Source organism: Flagellimonas marinaquae, from assembly GCF_023716465.1.
Lineage (GTDB): Bacteria > Bacteroidota > Bacteroidia > Flavobacteriales > Flavobacteriaceae > Flagellimonas > Flagellimonas alginolytica.
Window position 1 is genome coordinate 52312 of the sequence record NZ_CP092415.1, and the last position, 18580, is coordinate 70891.

Here is an 18580-nt window from a genome sequence, read left to right on the forward strand (position 1 = left end):
TAACCCCAAACAAAAAGCAATTTACCAGTGTAACCAAAAATATTAGGGCCAATACCAATTACTTCCCCACATTCCCCACTCGGTAATATCCTTTGTTCGGTATTTCTATGGTGTACTTTTTGCGGGAAACATTGTTTAAATGAGGTTCGCGCAACCAAGGGTTGTGTCGTTTTAATATCTTATAGTTTATTTCGTACTGTTCTGCGAAATCCGCCCAATTGGATACCGCAGTATCAATTTCAACGGTAAAAGTGGGCACCTTTTCGTACATATCGTCCTGATCTAACTGAAAACCATATTTCTCTGGATGGGATAGAATTTCTTTAATGGCCAAAATGCGGAACACATAGCGGCCTGTCTCCTGCCCCAACAATAGATCGTAATAATCGTCCACTTGTTGAATATCCATATATTTTTGAACCCCGGCAGGTCCGGCATTGTACGCGGCAGCGGTAAGGGTCCAGCTACCAAAACGATTTTTCCATTTGTTTAAATAGTCGCAAGCGACCTGAGTCGCTTTTTCCACATGATAGCGTTCATCCACATTGGAATTGACCTCCAGACCGTACTCCTTGCCCGTGGCGCGCATTATCTGCCAAAAACCGGTAGCCCCTGCTGGGGAAACTACATTTTGCAAACCACTTTCGGCCACGGCCAAATATTTAAAGTCATCCGGGATTCCGTTCTTTTTAAGAATGGGTTCAATGATTGGAAAGTATTTGTTGGCCCTTTTCATCAATAAAAGGGCATTGGATTGCCAATAGGTGTTCACCAAAAACTCCCGGTCCACGCGCTCCATGATCTCTGGATCTTCCTGTGGAACCGCTTCTCCGGCAAAATTCAGGTCCTCAGGGATTTCAATGGCGCTTATTTGATATGTATCCGCAACATTTTTGTCCGATTCCGTTGTTTCAACTTCTTGCAATTCTGGTTTATCATCCACTTCATTCGACTGCACGGCAAAAATCAAAGTGCTCACTACGGCCATTAATCCAATAAAGGCCAATATGTTTTTTACTTGTTTCATGTCTTCCCTAATTTATTATCAATGTAAAGATACTATTATATAGACGAAATTATTCCAAAATAATTGTGGAGAGGTGCTCATTGAACCAACGAGCACGGTGAATGATCATGGTATGTGTGCCATTTTTTACCAAAATGCAGTCCTTTATATGGGATGGTGGAAAAACTGCATCTTTCTCCCCTTGAATATGAACCGTATTTTTTAGCGGAGTTTCCTGTTTCCAGTTCACAATTTGATCAATGGACCAATCAATATAATATTTGTCGCGAACAGACAGATATTTTTCGTACAAGTGCAAACGCTTGGTCACGGTTTCGCCAAAGGCATATTTGGCCAACAATTCCACATTGTTCACCAAACCCGTTGGTAGCAGTTTGTGGACTTTGGTGTACTTGGCAAAAATCATTCTTTTAGGTAGCTCGTGCTTACTTTTTACCGACGATACCACGATCAGCTTTCGTACGGGCATGATCTTGGCCATCTCTTGTACCAACATACCACCAAATGAAACCCCCAACAAAACTGGGTTGGGTTCGTTTATTTTTTTGCACATTTTTTTGGCATATGCTTCCAAATCCATTCCTTTTTCGGGCACGAACCACTCCAAGGTATGGCAAGTAAATTGGTCTTCCGGAAGCTTGATCCCCTCAAAAATCGAAGAATTGGCAGCCATTCCTGGCATTAGGTAGACATGGGTTTTGTTATCGGTCATAGTACACCAAATATCGATAAGGACTAGGAAATTAGCAATATTTTCACTACTTTTGTAGCCCTTTTGCAGCCGACCCCACCTAACCGATACAATATTTATATGATGGGGGAATTAGAGATACCTTAAGGTATTTCTGCGAGTCATTAAAAAAACAAGTTCTATATGACAACATTGGAAATCACTGACAATAGTTTCCTACGCCAATTTGAAACTACCGTCAATGGGCATTTAGCCAAAATTGAGTACTCTTCACAAGAGCGTAAAGTATTTTTGACCAAACTGGTTATTCCGGAAGAAATTACAAAAGAAGGCTTTAAAGAGGATTTTATTAAAGCTGTATTGAACGAAATCCAAGAGAAAAATCTAAGAGTTGTGCCTACAAGTCCGCAAATTGCAGGTTTCTTAAGAAAAAACAGGCAGTACAAGGAAATGTTGCCCGTAGGTATCCGAATCTGATTTGATCAATGATCAAAAACATCCAAGCCTCCTTTTTTAGGAGGTTTTTTTACGCCACAATCTCACTGGAAACAAACTTGAAGCGAACCAGTCCATCCGCGTCGATATCTTCTAACTCTACTTGGTGCAAGGTGTTCACCAAAGCAGGGTCCCAAGGAGCCTTTACCTTGATGTAGTTTTCGGTAAATCCATGAATATAGCCTTTCTTGTTCTCCCCTTCGAACAGTACGGTCCGTACAGTACCCAATTGGCTCTCGTAAAAAGCCCTTCTTTTTTTGGCAGACAGTCCCCTTAACATTTTACTCCGTTTGTTGCGTACCTTTTTGGGCACCACATCTTCCATTTCGGCCGCTACTGTATTGTCCCTTTCAGAATAGGTAAATACATGCAGGTAAGAAATATCCAAATCGTTCAAAAAGTGATAGGTTTCCAAGAAGTGTTCGTCCGTTTCCCCAGGGAACCCAACGATCACATCTACACCAATACAGGCGTGGGGCATAGCAGATTTGATGCGTTTCACCCTATCCACATACAAATTGGACAAATATCGACGTCGCATCTTCTTTAAAATATCGTCGCTCCCACTCTGCAAAGGCACATGAAAATGGGGAACGAAGGAGTTGCTCTGTGCAACAAAATCGATAGTCTCGTTCTTTAACAAGTTTGGTTCTATGGAAGATATGCGCAATCTATGGATGCCATTGATGGTATCCAACGCTTTTACCAAATCCAAAAAGGTATGCTCATGCTTTTTATTGCCAAACTCACCTTTCCCGTAGTCGCCAATATTTACCCCGGTAAGTACGATCTCCTTAATATCCTGCGAGGCTATTTTTTTGGCGTTGTTCAATACATTGCTCAATGTATCGCTGCGCGAAATGCCGCGTGCCAAGGGAATAGTACAATAGGTACATTTGTAATCGCAGCCGTCCTGCACCTTTAAAAAGGCACGTGTGCGGTCGCCAATGGCGTAGCTCCCCACATAAAAATCGGCATCTTCGATTTCACAAGAGTGCACTTCGCCCTTATCGTTCTTGGTAAGGTCGTTCAAATAGTCCGTGATCTTGAACTTTTCCGTTGCACCCAGTACCAAATCAACACCATCCACCTCGGCCAATTCTTCTGGTTTTAACTGGGCGTAACAGCCCACAGCCGCTACAAAAGCATCGGGATTCGACTTTTGGGCCTGTTTTACAATAGTTTTAAAGCGTTTATCCGCATTTTCCGTTACCGAACAGGTATTGATTACGTATACATCTGCTTCATCCGAAAAGTCCACACGCTGAAAATCCTCCTTTTCAAAACCTCTGGCAATTGTAGAAGTTTCGGAGAAATTGAGTTTACAACCCAATGTGTAAAATGCGACCTTTTTGCTCATTTGCCTGCCTTACTTTTAGGGGGCGCAAAGATAACGATTTGTTGTGAGTTATCGAAAATGATCGCATTGTTGATAACCCAACTGTAAAATGCCCGCTGTCAACTGTTTACTGCCTACCAAAAAATAGAAAAAAACATAAAATTAGTTAACTTGAACCATAAACTAAAATCAACTCAATGAAAATCAGATTACTTCTAATAGGATTGATCGTATTGACCTCCTATTCTTGTAAAACCGAAACCAACTCATCCTTGGCAGATCATCAAGGAGAAGAAAATTATTCCGTGATCATAAGCGATACCAAAGTTGGGTACCTAAAAGTGAATACCATTGGAGATACCATTAATATAGATTACGACTATAAGAACAATGGCCGTGGACCAACAATAAAAGAGACCCTTGTCCTCGACTCCAAAGGCTTCCCGGTTAGCTGGGAAGTAACAGGTAACACCACATTTGGAAATGCAGTGAACGAAAAATTCTCCATGGAGGGCGATGGTGCTTCATGGACCGACGCCACCGGTTCGGGCAATACCGTTTTAGATACCCCAACGCTTTATGTAAACCAATTTGGCAGCCCGTACACCGCAGTCTTGGCAGCTCGATTATTGATGGATGCACCCAATAACACCTTACCCGTGCTTCCTGCCGGTAATCTTACTTTGACCAAAATGGAAGAGGTAAATGTACCGAATGCATCAGGTGACGGTGAATTGGCCTTGACCACCTATGCCCTATCCGGTGCCGAAATGAATCCATCTTACTTTATTGTGGATGAAAACAACAAATTCTTCGCCGCTATCTCACCACGATATATTGTAATCAGGGATGGATACGAAGCCGAAGAAAAAAGTTTAAGGGAACTTGCCGAAAACTATTCTGCAGAACGCTACGAAAAGCTACAAAAAGAATTTGCCCACAACTACACTAAAAAGGTACGCATTGCCAATGTTAAGGTTTTTGATCCTAAAACATTGTCTTTGACCGACCCTGTATCCGTTGTGGTGGAAGATGAAAAAATCACGACCATAGAAGCTGCAGATGCGACTGGCGACAACGAAGTTCTTATCCAAGGAAACGGTGGAACCCTAGTTCCTGGATTATATGAAATGCACGCCCACACGGGGGACAATGGTGCCTTATTGAATGTTTTGGCCGGAGTTACCTCTTTCAGAGATATGGGCAACAACACCGAAGTACTTAGCAACCTTATCGATAAAATCAATTCTGGTGAATTGGCAGGTCCACGGATAACCCGACTCGGATTCATCGAAGGAAAAAGTCCATACAGTAGCAATAACGGTATTTTGGTGGAAACAAAAGAGGAAGCCTTGGCCGCAGTGGACAGTTACGACAGCCTTGGCTTTTATGGTATAAAACTGTACAATAGTATGAACGGCGAATGGGCGCCTGCCATTGTAGAAAAAGCACACGATCAAGGCTTGTTCGTTACAGGACATGTTCCTGCATTTTCCAATGCCAACGATATGCTAAGAGCAGGCTACGACGAGATGACGCACATTAACCAAACCATGCTTGGATGGGTACTGGAACCCGAAGAAGACACCCGGACCCTATTGCGACTCACCGCCATGAAACGCTTTCCCCAATTGGATTTGAACAGCGATAAAGTACAGGAAACCTTGGACCTGTTCGTGGCCAACCAAACAGCAATGGACCCCACATTGTCCATACATGAACGCCTAATGCTCTCACGGAACGGCGAAGTTACGCCTGGCGCCTTGGATTATGTGGACCACATGCCGCCCAATGAACAGCGAAGCCTAAAAGTAGCCCTGGCTCAAATTGCCGACGATCAAGAGGATAAGGCCTACCGGGATGCCTACGATAAAATTGTGGAAACACTAAAATTAATGAAAGATAAAGGAATACTCATTGTTCCTGGAACCGATTTGGGCGGTGCATTTAACTTACATCGCGAACTAGAGCTCTATACTGAGCAATTGGGCTATACTCCCGCCGAAGTACTTAAACTTGCCAGCTATGATATGGCACAATACCTAGGGCATGAAAGTTTGGGAAGCATAGAAGTTGGTAAATTGGCCGATTTCTTCCTAGTGCCCGGAAACCCTGTGGAAAATATCAAGGCCGTAAAAAGTATCGCCATGGTATCTCGCGGAGGAACAATTTACTACCCCTCCGAGGTATATCCCGCCTTTGGCATAACCCCGTTTACCGAAAAGCCCCAGATTTCGGAATAAACTAATTATTTATAAGTTTCAAGGCCAGTGGGACAATCTCACTGGCTTTTTTCTGCAGCAGGTCCCAAAATTTTAAACTAACCACCGGAATAGATACAAATTCCATTATTTTTTTGTTACTTGTAAATACTTCCCCCGCATACATGGGCATTGAAACACATTGCCTCATAGCTATACCTAAATTATGCACAAAATGAGAAAAATGGTAATGGCACTACTGCTGCCACTCTTTGCTTTCGCTCAAAACTATGGACCGCCTATTATTGATATGCACCTACACGATTATACCCCACAGACATATTTCGTGGCCCCGGCCCGTGATGGTGTTTTCTCGCCCAAAGATTATGAAACCTTCAAAACTGAGCTAATTAAGGCCTTAAAAGAAAACAACATTACAAAAGCTGTTGTAAGCACTATTGGGGGAGCCAACACCTTGGATGATGAAGGCATTTTGATTCCTGGCTACTACACCAACTCTCCGCCAAAAGACACTGTGGCCTTCAAAGCATTGATAACCTCTGGCAAACTCAAAGTCTTTGGGGAAATAGGCGCTGTTTATGATGGTTACACCCTATCCGACCCCGAGTTTGAACCCTATTTGGACATTTGTGAGCGCTACGATATTCCCGTTGCAGTGCATACGGGTGGCGGTCCTTCCGATATTACGACCCGATGCTGTCCCAACTTTAGATTAAAATTGGGAGACCCTCTTACCTTGGAAGATGTTCTGGCCAAACACCCAAATCTACGTATCTATTTGATGCATGCCGGAGAGGTGTTTTATGAAAACGCTCTTCGTCTAATGCTACAATATTCTCAACTATATTCGGATTTGGGAGTGATATTATGGGTGGATGAACAACCAAAGGACTATGCAGAACAATTTTTACGTAAAGCCAAAAAATATGGCCTTATCGATAGGGTTATGTACGGCTCGGACCAAATGGTGTGGCCACATGCCATTAAAAAAAGTATCGACCAATTGAACAGTTACGATTTCTTGACCGAAAACGATAAAAGAAAAATTTTCTACGAAAACGCAGTACGTTTTTTACAATTGGAGGAGTAGGTATTTGACACCTACATTTTAAACCATCCTATCTTATTAAAGCTATCTTGAACAGCATGGCTAGGTCCGCCGGCAGAAAGAAACAATAATCATGACCTTAACATTTTAATTTGAACCCTCGCCAACAGGTATATATCCCCTAACACCATCCTATTCACCAAGCTAAATTCAATTTTAGACTATTTAGGACATCCATGTAACTTGTGGTCAATCTATCAGCCTGTTAAAAATAACGGTGCTGTTGTTTAAAGAGCCCTATACCAACCCTGCTTTTTTTTAATTTTAAAGCGTTAGGAACACCGGTTACCTCCGACAACATAGGTGTTGATCATCAATCAAAAAAACAGATATACAATGAAACTTTCACGTATCCCATTGATAATTGGCGCGTTACTCTTTATGCGTCCGATAAATGCCCAAACTACACAAAATATCCCTTTACATCCCGATTATTGGACTCCGGCCCAAGGAAGCTCGGTAAATTTTGAAAATTTTGATGGTAAAGAGACCATTATAGTCAACGGCACTGCTTTTGCCAAAGGATTCGAATTTTCCAACGGCGTTATGGAAATGGAAGTGTACGCCAACCAAAAACGTAGCTTTGCGGGCGTAGTCTTCCGTAAATCAGAAGGAAATTTTGAAGAGGTGTACATGCGAATGCACAAGTCGAGGCAAGTGGATGCGGTACAATACACCCCTACCTACAACAACGAGAGCAACTGGCAGTTGTATCCTGAATTTCAAGCGAATGTCGCCTTTAAGACCAAAGGTTGGAATCTGTTCCGGATAGAGGTCGAAGATTTAGGCGCCACCTTGTTTATCAATGGTGAAGAGGTGATGCGGATAGATCGATTAAGATCCGGCAATTTAACAGGGGAAATTGGTCTTTTTGCCCTATTCGGAAATAGGTTCGCCAACTTAAAAATTACCAAAACCGGTGAGGCTGTGGTTAAAGAGCCATATCCTATACTAACTCCCGAGAAAGGTATTATAGGCGAATGGGACGTAACTGAGGCCCAACCTTACATAGATGGCGAAATACGCTTCGAAGATTTTGAAAATGCGAAGACCACCACTGTTTACACTGAGCAATCTGGCATATTGCCCATTTCCAAATATTTGGCAAAGCCTACATCGGGCAACTTTGAACGCAACCAAGAAGCTTATACAGTAGCATCGGCAACCATAGCGGTGGATAACGCCCAGACCCGCTTATTCTCGTTTGATTTTAGCGATAAAATCATTGTGTATTTAAATGGGGAAGCCATTTTTTATGGCAATAATGCCTTCAGGTCAAAAAACAATCAGTTTCAAGGGCATTTAGGCCTAACTGCCAACAAAATTCCGCTTAAACTTAAAAAGGGGTTTAACACCCTGCACTGTGTGGTTATCGATAGAGCCAATGGTTGGGGACTAACGGGAAAGTTGGAATAAGGATTAAAAATTCCGCCATTTTTGGGTCAACTCAAAGACATGTTCCAAAATTTTGGCCTCGGTCCCGTTGAACTCCATATTGCGACGTTTCATCATGGCCTCGGCCACCTCAAATGCCTTATTGGTCCTAAAAGTGGTGTAGCCCGATGCACCTCCCCAACTAAAACTTGGGATAAAGTTTCTAGGAAAACCACTCCCGAAAATATTGGCGCTTACGCCTACCACAGTTCCGGTATTGAACATTACATTGATACCACATTTGGAATGGTCGCCCATCATTAAGCCACAAAACTGAAGCCCTGTTTTTTCAAAGCCTTCTATTTTGTAGTTCCACAGGCGTACAGGTGCGTAGTTGTTCTTTAGATTGGAGGTGTTGGTATCCGCCCCAATATTGCACCACTCCCCCAATACCGAATTGCCCAAAAAGCCATCGTGTCCTTTGTTGGAGTTGGCGAACAACACGGCATTGTTCACTTCCCCACCTAATTTACTTCCTGGCCCCGCGGTTACGGCACCATAAATTTTTGCTCCCATTTTTAAGATGGCGTTATCGCAGAGTGCCAATCCTCCACGAACGGTACAACCTTCCATCATTAAAGCGTTTTTGCCAATATATATGGGGCCGGTGGAAGCATTCAAAATACAGAAATCCACTACAGCGCCTTCCTCTATAAATATATTTTCAGGGTTTTTAACTTGGTTGGTATCGGGTATGGGCTCACTTTTTCTGCCTTTGGTAACCAAATCGAAATCAGATTGGAGGACAACCGCATTATTGGAAAAGATATCCCATGTTTTCCGAATGGCCAAAACACTACCAGTAAACGGTACAGCGATATAACTGGAAGCCTCAAATTGCATTTCGGGCCTATCGGTTACATAGGCAATATACCCATCGTTATCCATAAGCACCTCCCCCATTTTAAGTTTTTGAACAGCCTGCACCAAGGCACTGTTCGGAAGATAACTCCCATTGATCACTATATTTTGATCATTAGTCCTTAAAGGAAACTTTTCGGACAGGTAATCTTCGGTTCGAAAACTAACTGGGGCCTTTAACCATTTTTCCCATTTTTCGGCTATGGTCAAAATACCTATACGGATTCCAGCTACGGGACGCGTTAAGGTAAAGGGGAACAGGTCTTCGCGGTGGTTACCGTCAGAAAGGATATAGTTCATTGCTCAGCTTTGAATAATGTAAAAATAAAAAACGCCCTCGAAAACCATCGAGAGCGTCCATATATTTCGTTGAAAAGTTCGACCTACTCGGCCTTCTTCTCTTCTTTCTTGAATTTTTTGTACTTGTTCTTGAACTTATCGATTCTACCAGCGGTATCTACCAATTTAGTCTTACCAGTGTAGTACGGGTGCGAAGTTCTTGAAATTTCCAATTTTACCAAAGGATATTCAACACCATCCACAGTGATGGTTTCTTTCGCTTCAGCAGTGGACTTTGTAATAAAAACATCCTCGTTGGACATGTCTTTAAAAGCAACCAATCTATAGTTTTCTGGGTGTATATCTTTTCTCATCGTCTTAAATGCTTAATCTCAGAATTTTCAGGGTGCAAATTTAATGATTTCTTTGATATTGCCAACTTTAAATCACTAAAAAAATAAAAGTAAATTTATATGTAACAAATTTAGGCAATATTGCACTAACCAACTATAATCAAAACAAATTTTAAAAAAATGGAAGAACAACAAGTTAAAACGGGAAAATTTGCACTTAACTATGGGCTTTTGTTAGGTGCTATTTTTGTGGTGTTCGGCATAATGCTCTACACCCAAAAAATGCATTACGAGATGAGCACCGCGGTAATGGTAATCTCCATTGTACTCATGGCAGCTGCTATATTTATTGCCGTAAACTCCTTTAAAAAGGCCAACGGCGGATACTTGGCCATTTCAGAAGCTTTAAAGGTTGCTGTTGGAGTGGCCCTGGTAGGCACCATATTGTCCCTTGCATATCAATATGTTCTAACAAATTTTATTGAACCCGACTTTATGGACAAGGCCATGGAAATTGCAAAGCCCAAGGCCATGGCCCAAAACCCGAACATGACCGAGGAACAATGGGAGCAAGGTGTGGAAATGCAAAAAAGCTTTGCTTGGATACAATATCCCGTTGGGTTGATCATTAACTGTGTGATCGGATTGATTATCGGTCTCATTACCGGATTGATCTTGAAAAAGTCCAAAGCGGAATACTAAAACAAAAAATGCTACTTTTGGAGGGAATTCCAGAATCGAACAATGCAGATTTCCATTGTAATTCCTTTACTTAACGAGCAAGAATCGCTAATAGAACTTCATGATTGGATTGTGCAAGTGATGCAATCCAATCATTTTTCTTATGAAATCATCTTTATTGATGATGGCAGTACCGATGGTTCTTGGAAAACTATTTCCGAACTGTCCGAGCAAAACAAAAATGTAAAAGGGATACGTTTCCTTAAAAATTTTGGCAAATCGCAGGCACTGCACGCCGGGTTCAAAGCCACCGCAGGCGATGTAGTGATAACTATGGACGCCGACCTACAGGACAACCCAGAAGAAATTCCGGATATGTACCGAATGATCACCCAAGAAGGGCGCCATGTGGTATCGGGCTGGAAAAAGAAACGGTACGATTCGGTTATCACCAAAAACATACCCTCCAAACTCTTTAATTGGGCAGCCCGGAAAACCTCCGGTGTAAAACTGCACGATTTTAACTGTGGCCTCAAGGCCTTTAACCAAAATGTGGTAAAGACCATCGAAGTCTCTGGGGAAATGCACCGCTACATTCCTGTATTGGCCAAAAATGCAGGCTTCTCGGACATTACCGAAAAAGTGGTACAGCATCAAGCCCGAAAATATGGTTCCACTAAATTTGGGGCAGAACGCTTTATTAATGGTTTTTTGGATTTGATTACCATTTGGTTCGTATCAAAGTTTGGTCGAAGGCCCATGCATCTTTTTGGAGCCTTGGGGGTGCTCATGTTCTTTGTCGGGTTTGGTTTTTCCCTGTATTTGGGGATCGATAAACTATTCTTGAACCCGACCGGACGTTTAATTACCCAAAGACCGCAGTTTTACATTGCTTTAACAGCAATGATCATTGGAACACAACTTTTTTTGGCCGGTTTTATCGGAGAGATCATGGTGAGGTCACGAAAAAATGACACCCGTTACAATATCTCCGATAAAATTAACCTTTAAGCCATTTTCAAACCTTATAAACTTTGTATTTTTAAAGAAGCAAACAATTCTAAACACTATGGATTCCATTACAAAGACAGCACAGACTTGGTTGACCGATTTTTTTGACAACGACACAAAAAAAGAGATCAAACACCTTATGGAAAAAAATCCAGAAGAGCTCAAAGAGCGCTTTTATAAGGATTTAGAGTTCGGAACCGGTGGAATGCGCGGTGTAATGGGCGTTGGAACCAATCGAATAAACAAATACACCTTGGGCAAAAACACCCAGGGACTCAGCAATTATTTAAAAAAGTGCTATACCGATAACGATATTCAAGTAGTGATCGCATACGATTGCAGGCATAATTCCAAATCCTTGGCAAAGACCGTGGCAGAGGTATTTTCGGCCAACGGTATTCGAGTTCACCTATTTTCAGATCTGCGAACAACTCCAGAATTATCCTTTGCGGTCAAATATTTGGGGTGTCACGCCGGAATTGTACTAACGGCCTCCCACAACCCACCGGAATACAATGGTTACAAAGTTTATTGGGCAGATGGTGGGCAGATCGTACCACCACAGGATGGGGAAATCATAGCCGAGATCAATGCACTTTCTTTTGAGGATATCAAATTTGTAAAAGACGACAGTTTGATAAGCATGATAGATGAAGATGTGGACGAAGCCTTTTTTGAAGCATCCGTTAAAAACGGAAATTTTGGAGCAAAAGGAAAAGATGACTTTAACATCGTCTTTACTTCCTTGCACGGAACATCGATCACGGCCATTCCGGAAGTATTGAAGCGTGCCGGATACAACAATGTCACCATTATAGAAGAACAAGCAAAACCTGACGGAGATTTCCCTACCGTTGAGTCGCCCAACCCGGAAGAACCGGAAGCTTTGTCCATCGCCATTGCCAAAGCTGAGGAAATCGGTGCGGATATGGTGGTCGGAACCGACCCGGATAGCGACCGTTTAGGTATTGCTGTAAGAAACTTGGATGGGAAAATGGAATTATTGAACGGGAATCAAACTATGGTGCTGATGACCAAATTCCTGTTGGACCAATACAAGAAAAAAGGGTTTAAAGGCAACGAATTTATTGCTTCCACAATAGTTTCCACCCCAATGATGCAGCAAATGGCCAAAGCTTATGGGGTTGAATACAAAACTGCGCTCACAGGGTTTAAATGGATCGGTAAAATGATCAAGGATTTTCCTAACTCTACATTTATTGGTGGAGGTGAGGAAAGCTTTGGGTTTATGGTTGGTGATTTTGTACGCGATAAAGATGCCGTCACCTCTACCCTTTTGGCGTGTGAAATTGCCGCCGATGCCAAAGCCAATGGTAGCTCTTTCTTTAAAGAATTGATCGATGCCTACGTTCAGTTTGGCTTCTACAAGGAAAAATTAATATCCATTACCAAAAAAGGAATGAGTGGAGAAGAGGAAATTAAACAAATGCTGAAAGATTTCAAGGAAAACCCCGTGGATACGGTGCAAGGCTCAAAATTACTGTACATTGAGGATTATAATACGTCGATCGTTAAAAATGTACAGACCGGGGACGAGTTCACCCTACATTTGCCAAAGTCCAACGTATTGATCTATGAAACCGAGGATGGCACCCGGATTGCAGCAAGGCCTAGTGGCACGGAACCAAAAGTAAAGTTCTACATCAGTACAAATTCAAAATTGGAGAATGCAGCCGATTATAAATCCGTAAATTCGCAGTTGGAAACCAAATTGGAAGGTATCTTATCCGAGCTGAATTTATAAGTGAATGAACTACTTTAAAAAGATTCTCCGATTTGCGAAGCCATATCGCAAATACGGTTTTCTAAATATATTTTTCAATATCCTTTATGCATTGTTCAGTGCGTTGTCCTACGCCGCGCTGATACCAATGCTCAATGTCCTTTTCGACAAGACCAAACGTGTAAGCGAGCCACCGACCTTTCAAGGTATCGGTAAATTAAAGGAGTATTTTGAAGGTTATATGAACTATCAGGTAACCCTTCACTCGGGGGACGACCCCATGAAAGGACTGTTCTTGGCCATTGGCTTGATCCTCTTTTTGTTCTTTTTTAAGAACATCTTCAATTATCTGGCCATGTATTTTATCACATTTTTGAGAAATGGGGTACTTAAGGACATACGAAACAAAATGTACCAAAAGATAGTAGATCTGCCCATCTCCTATTTTTCAGAAAAGAAGAAAGGGGATGTTATCGCAAGGATCACATCAGATGTATTGGAAATCCAACACTCCTTTCTATCTATTTTGGAATTGATTGTAAGGGAGCCGCTTACCATACTTTTTACCATCATTGTAATGTTCTTGATAAGTGCCAAGCTTACCATTTTTGTTTTCATATTTATTCCCATAGCCGGAATGATCATATCCCGGATAGGTAAATCCTTGAAGAAGAAATCGGACAAGGTACAAAAAGAGCAAGGTGAATTTCTTTCCATTGTCGAGGAGACTTTGGGAGGGCTTCGGGTAATTAAAGCGTTCAATGCCGAATCCAGATTCTTTAAAATATTTCAGAATTCTACCTCGCGTTTTTTCAAATTCTCCAATTCACTGTTAAATCGGCAAAACCTATCATCACCCACTAGCGAATTTCTTGGGATCGTTGTTTTTGGTGTATTGCTATGGTACGGAGGGCGAATGGTTCTTTTGGAAGGCTCTCTGGACGCCGCATCGTTTATATCCTATATGGGACTGGCATTTAATATTTTAACACCGGCCAAAGCCATCAGTAAAGCATCTTACGGTGTTAAAAAAGGAAATTCCGCAGCAGAACGTGTTCTGGAAATATTGGAATCGGAAAACCCCATCAAAAATATAGAGGGTGCCGAAAATAAATCCGATTTTAATACGGGAATTGAACTAAGGAATGTTGCCTTTAAATATGAAGATGATTATGTGCTTTCAGCATTTAACCTAAAGGTGGACAAGGGCAAAACCGTGGCCTTGGTGGGTCAATCTGGAAGTGGAAAAAGCACAGTGGCCAATTTGGTGACCCGCTTTTATGACGTAAACCAAGGTGAGATTTTGATAGATGGCACCAATATAAAGAACATAACAAAAAAATCGCTCCGTGGACTTATGGGCTTGGTTACACAAGATTCCATATTGTTTAATGATTCGGTAAAGAACAATATAGCACTTGGTAAAGAAAATGCCAACATGGATGAAATTATGGAAGCGGCCAAAGTTGCGAACGCACACGATTTCATAATGGAGCTGCCCCAAGGTTACGAGACCAATATCGGTGATAGCGGCAACAAATTGAGCGGTGGACAAAAACAACGGCTATCCATTGCAAGAGCCGTCCTTAAAAATCCACCCATAATGATCTTGGACGAGGCCACTTCGGCATTGGATACCGAAAGTGAACGTTTGGTGCAGGATGCATTGGAAAAAATGATGCAGAACCGCACCTCGGTAGTAATTGCACATCGACTCTCTACAATACAAAATGCGGATATGATCGTAGTGATGAGCAAAGGTGAAATTGTAGAACAAGGAACACACGAGGAATTGATGAAATCTGCCAAAAACTACAAGAAACTGGTAGAGATGCAATCGTTTTCCTAGTAGGAAGGCGAACACGGGGGTGGATCATCTAAATTTTTAAATTAACTAGACCTTAGTGGCTATATACCAAATTCTGAGGCAAAAGGATTGTTCACATTCGCTCGTTAACTACGGCTACATTGAAACAAGGGCTGGATTCTGGACCGCAGGCAGCCAACTGCTAACTGCTAAACAAAAGATTTATCACCTTCGTTCAAAACGACACTGGCTTCCACACATTTCCTCTTTTAACCGACTCTGCACCTTCAGCCAAATTCCAAGTTACTAATTGGTTCTTAAAATTATTTATTGAACAATTAAACCTTTTCCCCTTACCTTAGTCCTAGCATCAAACAACAAGAACATTGATCGCTGAGGAAACCCTAGTACAAGAGCTTAAGCAGGAAGAAAGTCGAGCGCAGGCCTTTGAAGTATTGGTAAATACCTACAAAGAACGTCTGTATTGGCATATTCGGAGAATTGTGCTTAATCACGACGACGCAGATGACGTACTCCAGAACACTTTTATAAAAGTCTATAAAAACATTGATAACTTTAAAGGTGAAAGTAAATTATACTCTTGGATGTACAGAATAGCTACCAACGAATCGCTGACCTTTTTAAAACAAAAGTCCAAAAAAATAGGGATAAGCGATCAAGAGTTAAAGGACCGAATGGTAGATAATCTTCAGGCAGATGTTTATTTTGAGGGCAGTGAAATCCAGTTAAAGCTGCAAAAAGCATTGGCTACCCTTCCAGACAAGCAAAAATTGGTGTTTACCATGAAGTATTATCAGGAAATGAAATACAGTGAGATTTCCGAGGTGCTGGAAACTTCGGAAGGCGCTTTAAAAGCAAGCTATCACTTGGCCGTTAAAAAAATTGAAACGTATCTTAGAGACAATTAAACCTTTGACCATTTTGAAAGTCAAACAAGAGCAATGAAAAAAGACAAAAAAAATAGTTTCAATACACCCAAAGGGTATTTTGAGGACTTTAATAGTCGTTTGATGGATAAAATCAAAAAGGAAGAAGCGGGCCACACCGAATCCTTGATTCCCAAACATGATGGCTTTAGCGTTCCAGAAGGCTATTTTGATGAAATAAGTTCCTCGGTAGCATCAGAACTCAATACAAAAGAAACCAAGGTAATCCCATTAATAGCAAACAAAAAACTCTACTATACCGTAGCCGCGGTTGCTGCCATTTTTGTACTGATTTTTAGTCTCAACCAGGGTTCCTCGGCAGAACCGATCTCTTTTGATGATCTGGCAAGCTCGGATATTGAAGCTTATCTGGAGAATACCGATCTTGAGATGACCACCTACGAAATTGCGGAAATTATCCCTTTAAAGGATATTGAACTGAACAATATTTTTAACGAAGTTCTGGAAGATGACGCCATTTTGGATTATTTGGACGAAAACGTAGACGAAATTGAACATTTATATTTAGATGACCTTGACTATGAATAAAAGAACACTCATATTTAGCACCTTACTTTTGGTTACCATGGCCATGCATGCCCAAGGACCAATTTGGGAACGTGTAAAGACCTTGAAAGTTGCCTTTATTACCGAACGTATTGATCTAACAAGTGAAGAGGCACAACAATTTTGGCCGGTGTACAATGAGCACGAAGAGACATTGGAACGCATTCGTAAAAAAGAACGGTTTGAACTGTTCTCCAATATTTCCAATGCACAAAATCTCACAAACAGTGAGTCCGAAACATTGTTGGACAATATCATGGCGCTGCAACAAGAAAAACTAAAGGCCGAAGAAAGTTTTTTGTTAAAAATGCGAAAAATAATTCCTGCCCAAAAGGTTCTTCTTTTGCTTAAGGCAGAAGAGGACTTTAAAAAGCAAATGATACACCAATTCCGTAAACGTAAGGGAGGTGGCGGATAACTTAATTTAAAAACAAGAAAGTAAAGAGGGGTCCCTATAAGGCTCCTCTTTTTTGATTAAACCTTTTTGTAAATCTCGTGTCTTATGTACAGAAAACCATTAAAATCCGATAATATGAAAAGTTTGAAGACATTTTTAATGATAGCAGTAATAGCAGGCGCACTCACCTCCTGTAAAGCGCAAACAACAGTCGTAAAGGTCTACCCAAAACATGGCACAGTGGTCACGCACATATCCAACCCAAGGACAATTGTGCACAAAAAGACCAATTATTACTACGCTGATGGAGTTTGGTACAGAGCTCAAGGAAAAAAGTATATCGTTACGGCCGTACCCGCCGGAGTCAAAGTAAGGACATTGCCCCGGGGCAGTAAAGTAGTATATAGAAATGGACGTCGATTTTACCAATACCGGGGAGTTTGGTATAAAAAAAGAGGGCGCAATTACGTTGTGGTAAACGTTTAACCCTATTTGGTTTTTGTTTGTTTTTTGGTTGATGAGCGGCGATTGATTCGCCGCTTTTTTTTTACCGGAACAACAACTTGGCAATTCTCTTGTTCCCAGCTGCAAAAGCTGTGGAATCATTTAAAAACCGAAGAGTAAAAAAAGGCTCTTCACTCAATTCCTTCCAGCTCTCACCCCCATCGGAGGAATAGGAAATTCCCGTAAATCCGGCTGCAACCAAGGCTTCCCCATTGGAATTGGGCACAAACTGCACACAACTCTTATAGCCGGGCTCGTGACCATCAGCAACCAATTGCCATGTCTTGCCACCATCAATGGTTTTGACCTTATTGGCCTTATTGGATTTGGGTTGGGTGTAGTCCCCACCTATGGCAAACCCAATATTTTCATTAAAAAAATCCATGGCATAGATACCCTGGGTCGGTTCGTCCGCTATTATTGGGGTTTCCTGTACTTCCCAGGTCATGCCCTTGTCATCGGAAAAGTAGACCCGTCCTTCGGTGGTACCGACCCAAGCTTTATCTCCTTTTACGGCAATGTTACTATTGCTCGCCGCAAATGCCCCCTCGCCTTCTACTCCTTCGGGCAGATCCGAGCAAGGTACTTTGGTCCAACTGTTCCCCCCGTCCCTTGTAATGATTACAGAAAGGCAACCGTCCACAGTATCCCCAACCGCAATCCCTTCCATGTTGTTCCAAAAAGTAAGGCTATCATAAAAAACGCCTTCGCCCTCCTCTTTGTAAACCACTTCCATTTTTCCTTTATCCCCGGTTTTGTACAACAAAGCGGGACTTTCAATAGAAAGCATAAAAAAATCCTCGGAGGTACTGCCTACCGCCCTAAAACTAGGGGTCAGCGAATCGTAGGTCTGCACATTACTGCGAACTTGCAACGAATTTACGTCCACCGTACCATAAACACCATTGCTTCCCGCAAAGGCCAGTGTTCTGCCATCCAAAAATGTAATAGCACGAATGCTGACGGAATCATTAAAAACTGGAGTTATTTCAACGGAGGTAAAGGGTAGCTTTTTATGTTCTTCTGCACAAGAAAATAAAACTAGAGCCATTATCAGGGAGCATATGTATCTCATTGTATTTATTTTCTTCAAAAGTAAGGAGAAATCATACC

The 18580-nt window shown here is 41.8% G+C and carries 18 protein-coding genes; 12 read left to right on the plus strand and 6 right to left on the minus strand.

The annotated features are described in order from the left end of the window. Window positions 1-58 precede the first annotated feature (58 nt). Both MJO53_RS00255 and MJO53_RS00260 read right to left on the minus strand, forming a co-directional pair. A complete protein-coding gene (locus tag MJO53_RS00255) occupies window positions 59-1027 on the minus strand; it encodes a lytic transglycosylase domain-containing protein (protein WP_252079981.1) in 969 nt (322 codons plus the stop codon). Between the two features lie 49 nt (window positions 1028-1076). Then, a complete protein-coding gene (locus tag MJO53_RS00260) occupies window positions 1077-1739 on the minus strand; it encodes an alpha/beta hydrolase (protein ID WP_224836635.1) in 663 nt (220 codons plus the stop codon). A 162-nt stretch (window positions 1740-1901) separates the two neighbouring features. Between MJO53_RS00260 and MJO53_RS00265 the strand changes: the two genes are divergently transcribed. Continuing rightward, window positions 1902-2195 carry a GNAT family N-acetyltransferase gene (locus tag MJO53_RS00265; protein ID WP_224836634.1) on the plus strand — a complete coding sequence of 98 codons (294 nt, stop codon included), beginning with the start codon at window positions 1902-1904 and terminating at the stop codon, window positions 2193-2195. A 49-nt stretch (window positions 2196-2244) separates the two neighbouring features. Here the strand turns inward: MJO53_RS00265 and mtaB are convergent, their stop codons facing one another. Continuing rightward, window positions 2245-3573, minus strand: a complete 1329-nt coding sequence (gene mtaB, locus MJO53_RS00270) for a tRNA (N(6)-L-threonylcarbamoyladenosine(37)-C(2))-methylthiotransferase MtaB (RefSeq protein ID WP_252079982.1) — start codon at window positions 3571-3573, stop codon at window positions 2245-2247. Window positions 3574-3749: 176 nt separating this feature from the next. On the opposite strand from mtaB, the gene MJO53_RS00275 reads away from it, so the two are divergent. The 3 genes from MJO53_RS00275 to MJO53_RS00285 all read left to right on the plus strand — a co-directional run bounded on the left by MJO53_RS00275 (window position 3750) and on the right by MJO53_RS00285 (window position 8298). Next, window positions 3750-5795: an amidohydrolase family protein gene (locus MJO53_RS00275; RefSeq protein ID WP_252079983.1), complete on the plus strand. Its 2046-nt coding sequence runs from the start codon at window positions 3750-3752 to the stop codon at window positions 5793-5795. 193 nt (window positions 5796-5988) lie between these two features. Further along, window positions 5989-6864, plus strand: a complete 876-nt coding sequence (locus MJO53_RS00280) for an amidohydrolase family protein (protein ID WP_252079984.1) — start codon at window positions 5989-5991, stop codon at window positions 6862-6864. A gap of 354 nt (window positions 6865-7218) precedes the next feature. After that, on the plus strand, window positions 7219-8298 hold the full coding sequence (locus MJO53_RS00285) for a family 16 glycoside hydrolase (protein ID WP_252079985.1): 1080 nt from the start codon (window positions 7219-7221) through the stop codon (window positions 8296-8298). A 3-nt stretch (window positions 8299-8301) separates the two neighbouring features. Here MJO53_RS00285 and MJO53_RS00290 read toward each other — a convergent pair whose 3' ends face one another. Continuing rightward, complete coding sequence (locus MJO53_RS00290; protein ID WP_252079986.1) at window positions 8302-9477, minus strand: GlmU family protein; 1176 nt, start codon at window positions 9475-9477, stop codon at window positions 8302-8304. 83 nt (window positions 9478-9560) lie between these two features. Next, window positions 9561-9830 carry a type B 50S ribosomal protein L31 gene (locus MJO53_RS00295; RefSeq protein ID WP_224836628.1) on the minus strand — a complete coding sequence of 90 codons (270 nt, stop codon included), beginning with the start codon at window positions 9828-9830 and terminating at the stop codon, window positions 9561-9563. Between the two features lie 159 nt (window positions 9831-9989). Between MJO53_RS00295 and MJO53_RS00300 the strand changes: the two genes are divergently transcribed. From MJO53_RS00300 to MJO53_RS00335, 8 genes are all read left to right on the plus strand, one after another. After that, window positions 9990-10511 carry a DUF4199 domain-containing protein gene (locus tag MJO53_RS00300; protein WP_224836627.1) on the plus strand — a complete coding sequence of 174 codons (522 nt, stop codon included), beginning with the start codon at window positions 9990-9992 and terminating at the stop codon, window positions 10509-10511. Window positions 10512-10553: 42 nt separating this feature from the next. Next, window positions 10554-11501 carry a glycosyltransferase family 2 protein gene (locus MJO53_RS00305; RefSeq protein ID WP_224836626.1) on the plus strand — a complete coding sequence of 316 codons (948 nt, stop codon included), beginning with the start codon at window positions 10554-10556 and terminating at the stop codon, window positions 11499-11501. A gap of 58 nt (window positions 11502-11559) precedes the next feature. After that, complete coding sequence (locus MJO53_RS00310) at window positions 11560-13266, plus strand: phospho-sugar mutase (RefSeq protein ID WP_252079987.1); 1707 nt, start codon at window positions 11560-11562, stop codon at window positions 13264-13266. 4 nt (window positions 13267-13270) lie between these two features. Continuing rightward, on the plus strand, window positions 13271-15094 hold the full coding sequence (locus MJO53_RS00315; protein WP_224836624.1) for an ABC transporter ATP-binding protein: 1824 nt from the start codon (window positions 13271-13273) through the stop codon (window positions 15092-15094). 344 nt (window positions 15095-15438) lie between these two features. Next, a complete protein-coding gene (locus MJO53_RS00320; protein WP_252079988.1) occupies window positions 15439-15981 on the plus strand; it encodes an RNA polymerase sigma factor in 543 nt (180 codons plus the stop codon). A gap of 33 nt (window positions 15982-16014) precedes the next feature. Next, entirely contained in the window at window positions 16015-16548 is a 534-nt protein-coding gene (locus MJO53_RS00325; RefSeq protein WP_224836622.1) for a hypothetical protein, read from the plus strand. Then, complete coding sequence (locus MJO53_RS00330; protein ID WP_252079989.1) at window positions 16541-16984, plus strand: hypothetical protein; 444 nt, start codon at window positions 16541-16543, stop codon at window positions 16982-16984. The genes MJO53_RS00325 and MJO53_RS00330 overlap by 8 nt, the downstream gene beginning before the upstream one ends. Window positions 16985-17098: 114 nt before the next feature. Further along, the gene (locus MJO53_RS00335; RefSeq protein WP_224836620.1) at window positions 17099-17449 is read left to right on the plus strand and encodes a DUF6515 family protein; all 351 of its coding nucleotides are present in this window, start codon (window positions 17099-17101) and stop codon (window positions 17447-17449) included. 61 nt (window positions 17450-17510) lie between these two features. Here the strand turns inward: MJO53_RS00335 and MJO53_RS00340 are convergent, their stop codons facing one another. Beyond that, window positions 17511-18542 (minus strand): WD40/YVTN/BNR-like repeat-containing protein, encoded by a 1032-nt coding sequence (locus MJO53_RS00340; RefSeq protein WP_252079990.1) that lies wholly within the window; start codon window positions 18540-18542, stop codon window positions 17511-17513. Window positions 18543-18580 lie beyond the last annotated feature (38 nt).

Bases quoted from the DNA above. Each gene is read 5' to 3' on its own strand.
- MJO53_RS00255 (WP_252079981.1), bottom strand. From the start codon at position 1,027: ATGAAACAAGTAAAAAACATATTGGCCTTTATTGGATTAATGGCCGTA.
- MJO53_RS00260 (WP_224836635.1), bottom strand. From the start codon at position 1,739: ATGACCGATAACAAAACCCATGTCTACCTAATGCCAGGAATGGCTGCC.
- MJO53_RS00265 (WP_224836634.1), top strand. From the start codon at position 1,902: ATGACAACATTGGAAATCACTGACAATAGTTTCCTACGCCAATTTGAA.
- mtaB (WP_252079982.1), bottom strand. From the start codon at position 3,573: ATGAGCAAAAAGGTCGCATTTTACACATTGGGTTGTAAACTCAATTTC.
- MJO53_RS00275 (WP_252079983.1), top strand. From the start codon at position 3,750: ATGAAAATCAGATTACTTCTAATAGGATTGATCGTATTGACCTCCTAT.
- MJO53_RS00280 (WP_252079984.1), top strand. From the start codon at position 5,989: ATGAGAAAAATGGTAATGGCACTACTGCTGCCACTCTTTGCTTTCGCT.
- MJO53_RS00285 (WP_252079985.1), top strand. From the start codon at position 7,219: ATGAAACTTTCACGTATCCCATTGATAATTGGCGCGTTACTCTTTATG.
- MJO53_RS00290 (WP_252079986.1), bottom strand. From the start codon at position 9,477: ATGAACTATATCCTTTCTGACGGTAACCACCGCGAAGACCTGTTCCCC.
- MJO53_RS00295 (WP_224836628.1), bottom strand. From the start codon at position 9,830: ATGAGAAAAGATATACACCCAGAAAACTATAGATTGGTTGCTTTTAAA.
- MJO53_RS00300 (WP_224836627.1), top strand. From the start codon at position 9,990: ATGGAAGAACAACAAGTTAAAACGGGAAAATTTGCACTTAACTATGGG.
- MJO53_RS00305 (WP_224836626.1), top strand. From the start codon at position 10,554: ATGCAGATTTCCATTGTAATTCCTTTACTTAACGAGCAAGAATCGCTA.
- MJO53_RS00310 (WP_252079987.1), top strand. From the start codon at position 11,560: ATGGATTCCATTACAAAGACAGCACAGACTTGGTTGACCGATTTTTTT.
- MJO53_RS00315 (WP_224836624.1), top strand. From the start codon at position 13,271: ATGAACTACTTTAAAAAGATTCTCCGATTTGCGAAGCCATATCGCAAA.
- MJO53_RS00325 (WP_224836622.1), top strand. From the start codon at position 16,015: ATGAAAAAAGACAAAAAAAATAGTTTCAATACACCCAAAGGGTATTTT.
- MJO53_RS00330 (WP_252079989.1), top strand. From the start codon at position 16,541: ATGAATAAAAGAACACTCATATTTAGCACCTTACTTTTGGTTACCATG.
- MJO53_RS00335 (WP_224836620.1), top strand. From the start codon at position 17,099: ATGAAAAGTTTGAAGACATTTTTAATGATAGCAGTAATAGCAGGCGCA.
- MJO53_RS00340 (WP_252079990.1), bottom strand. From the start codon at position 18,542: ATGAGATACATATGCTCCCTGATAATGGCTCTAGTTTTATTTTCTTGT.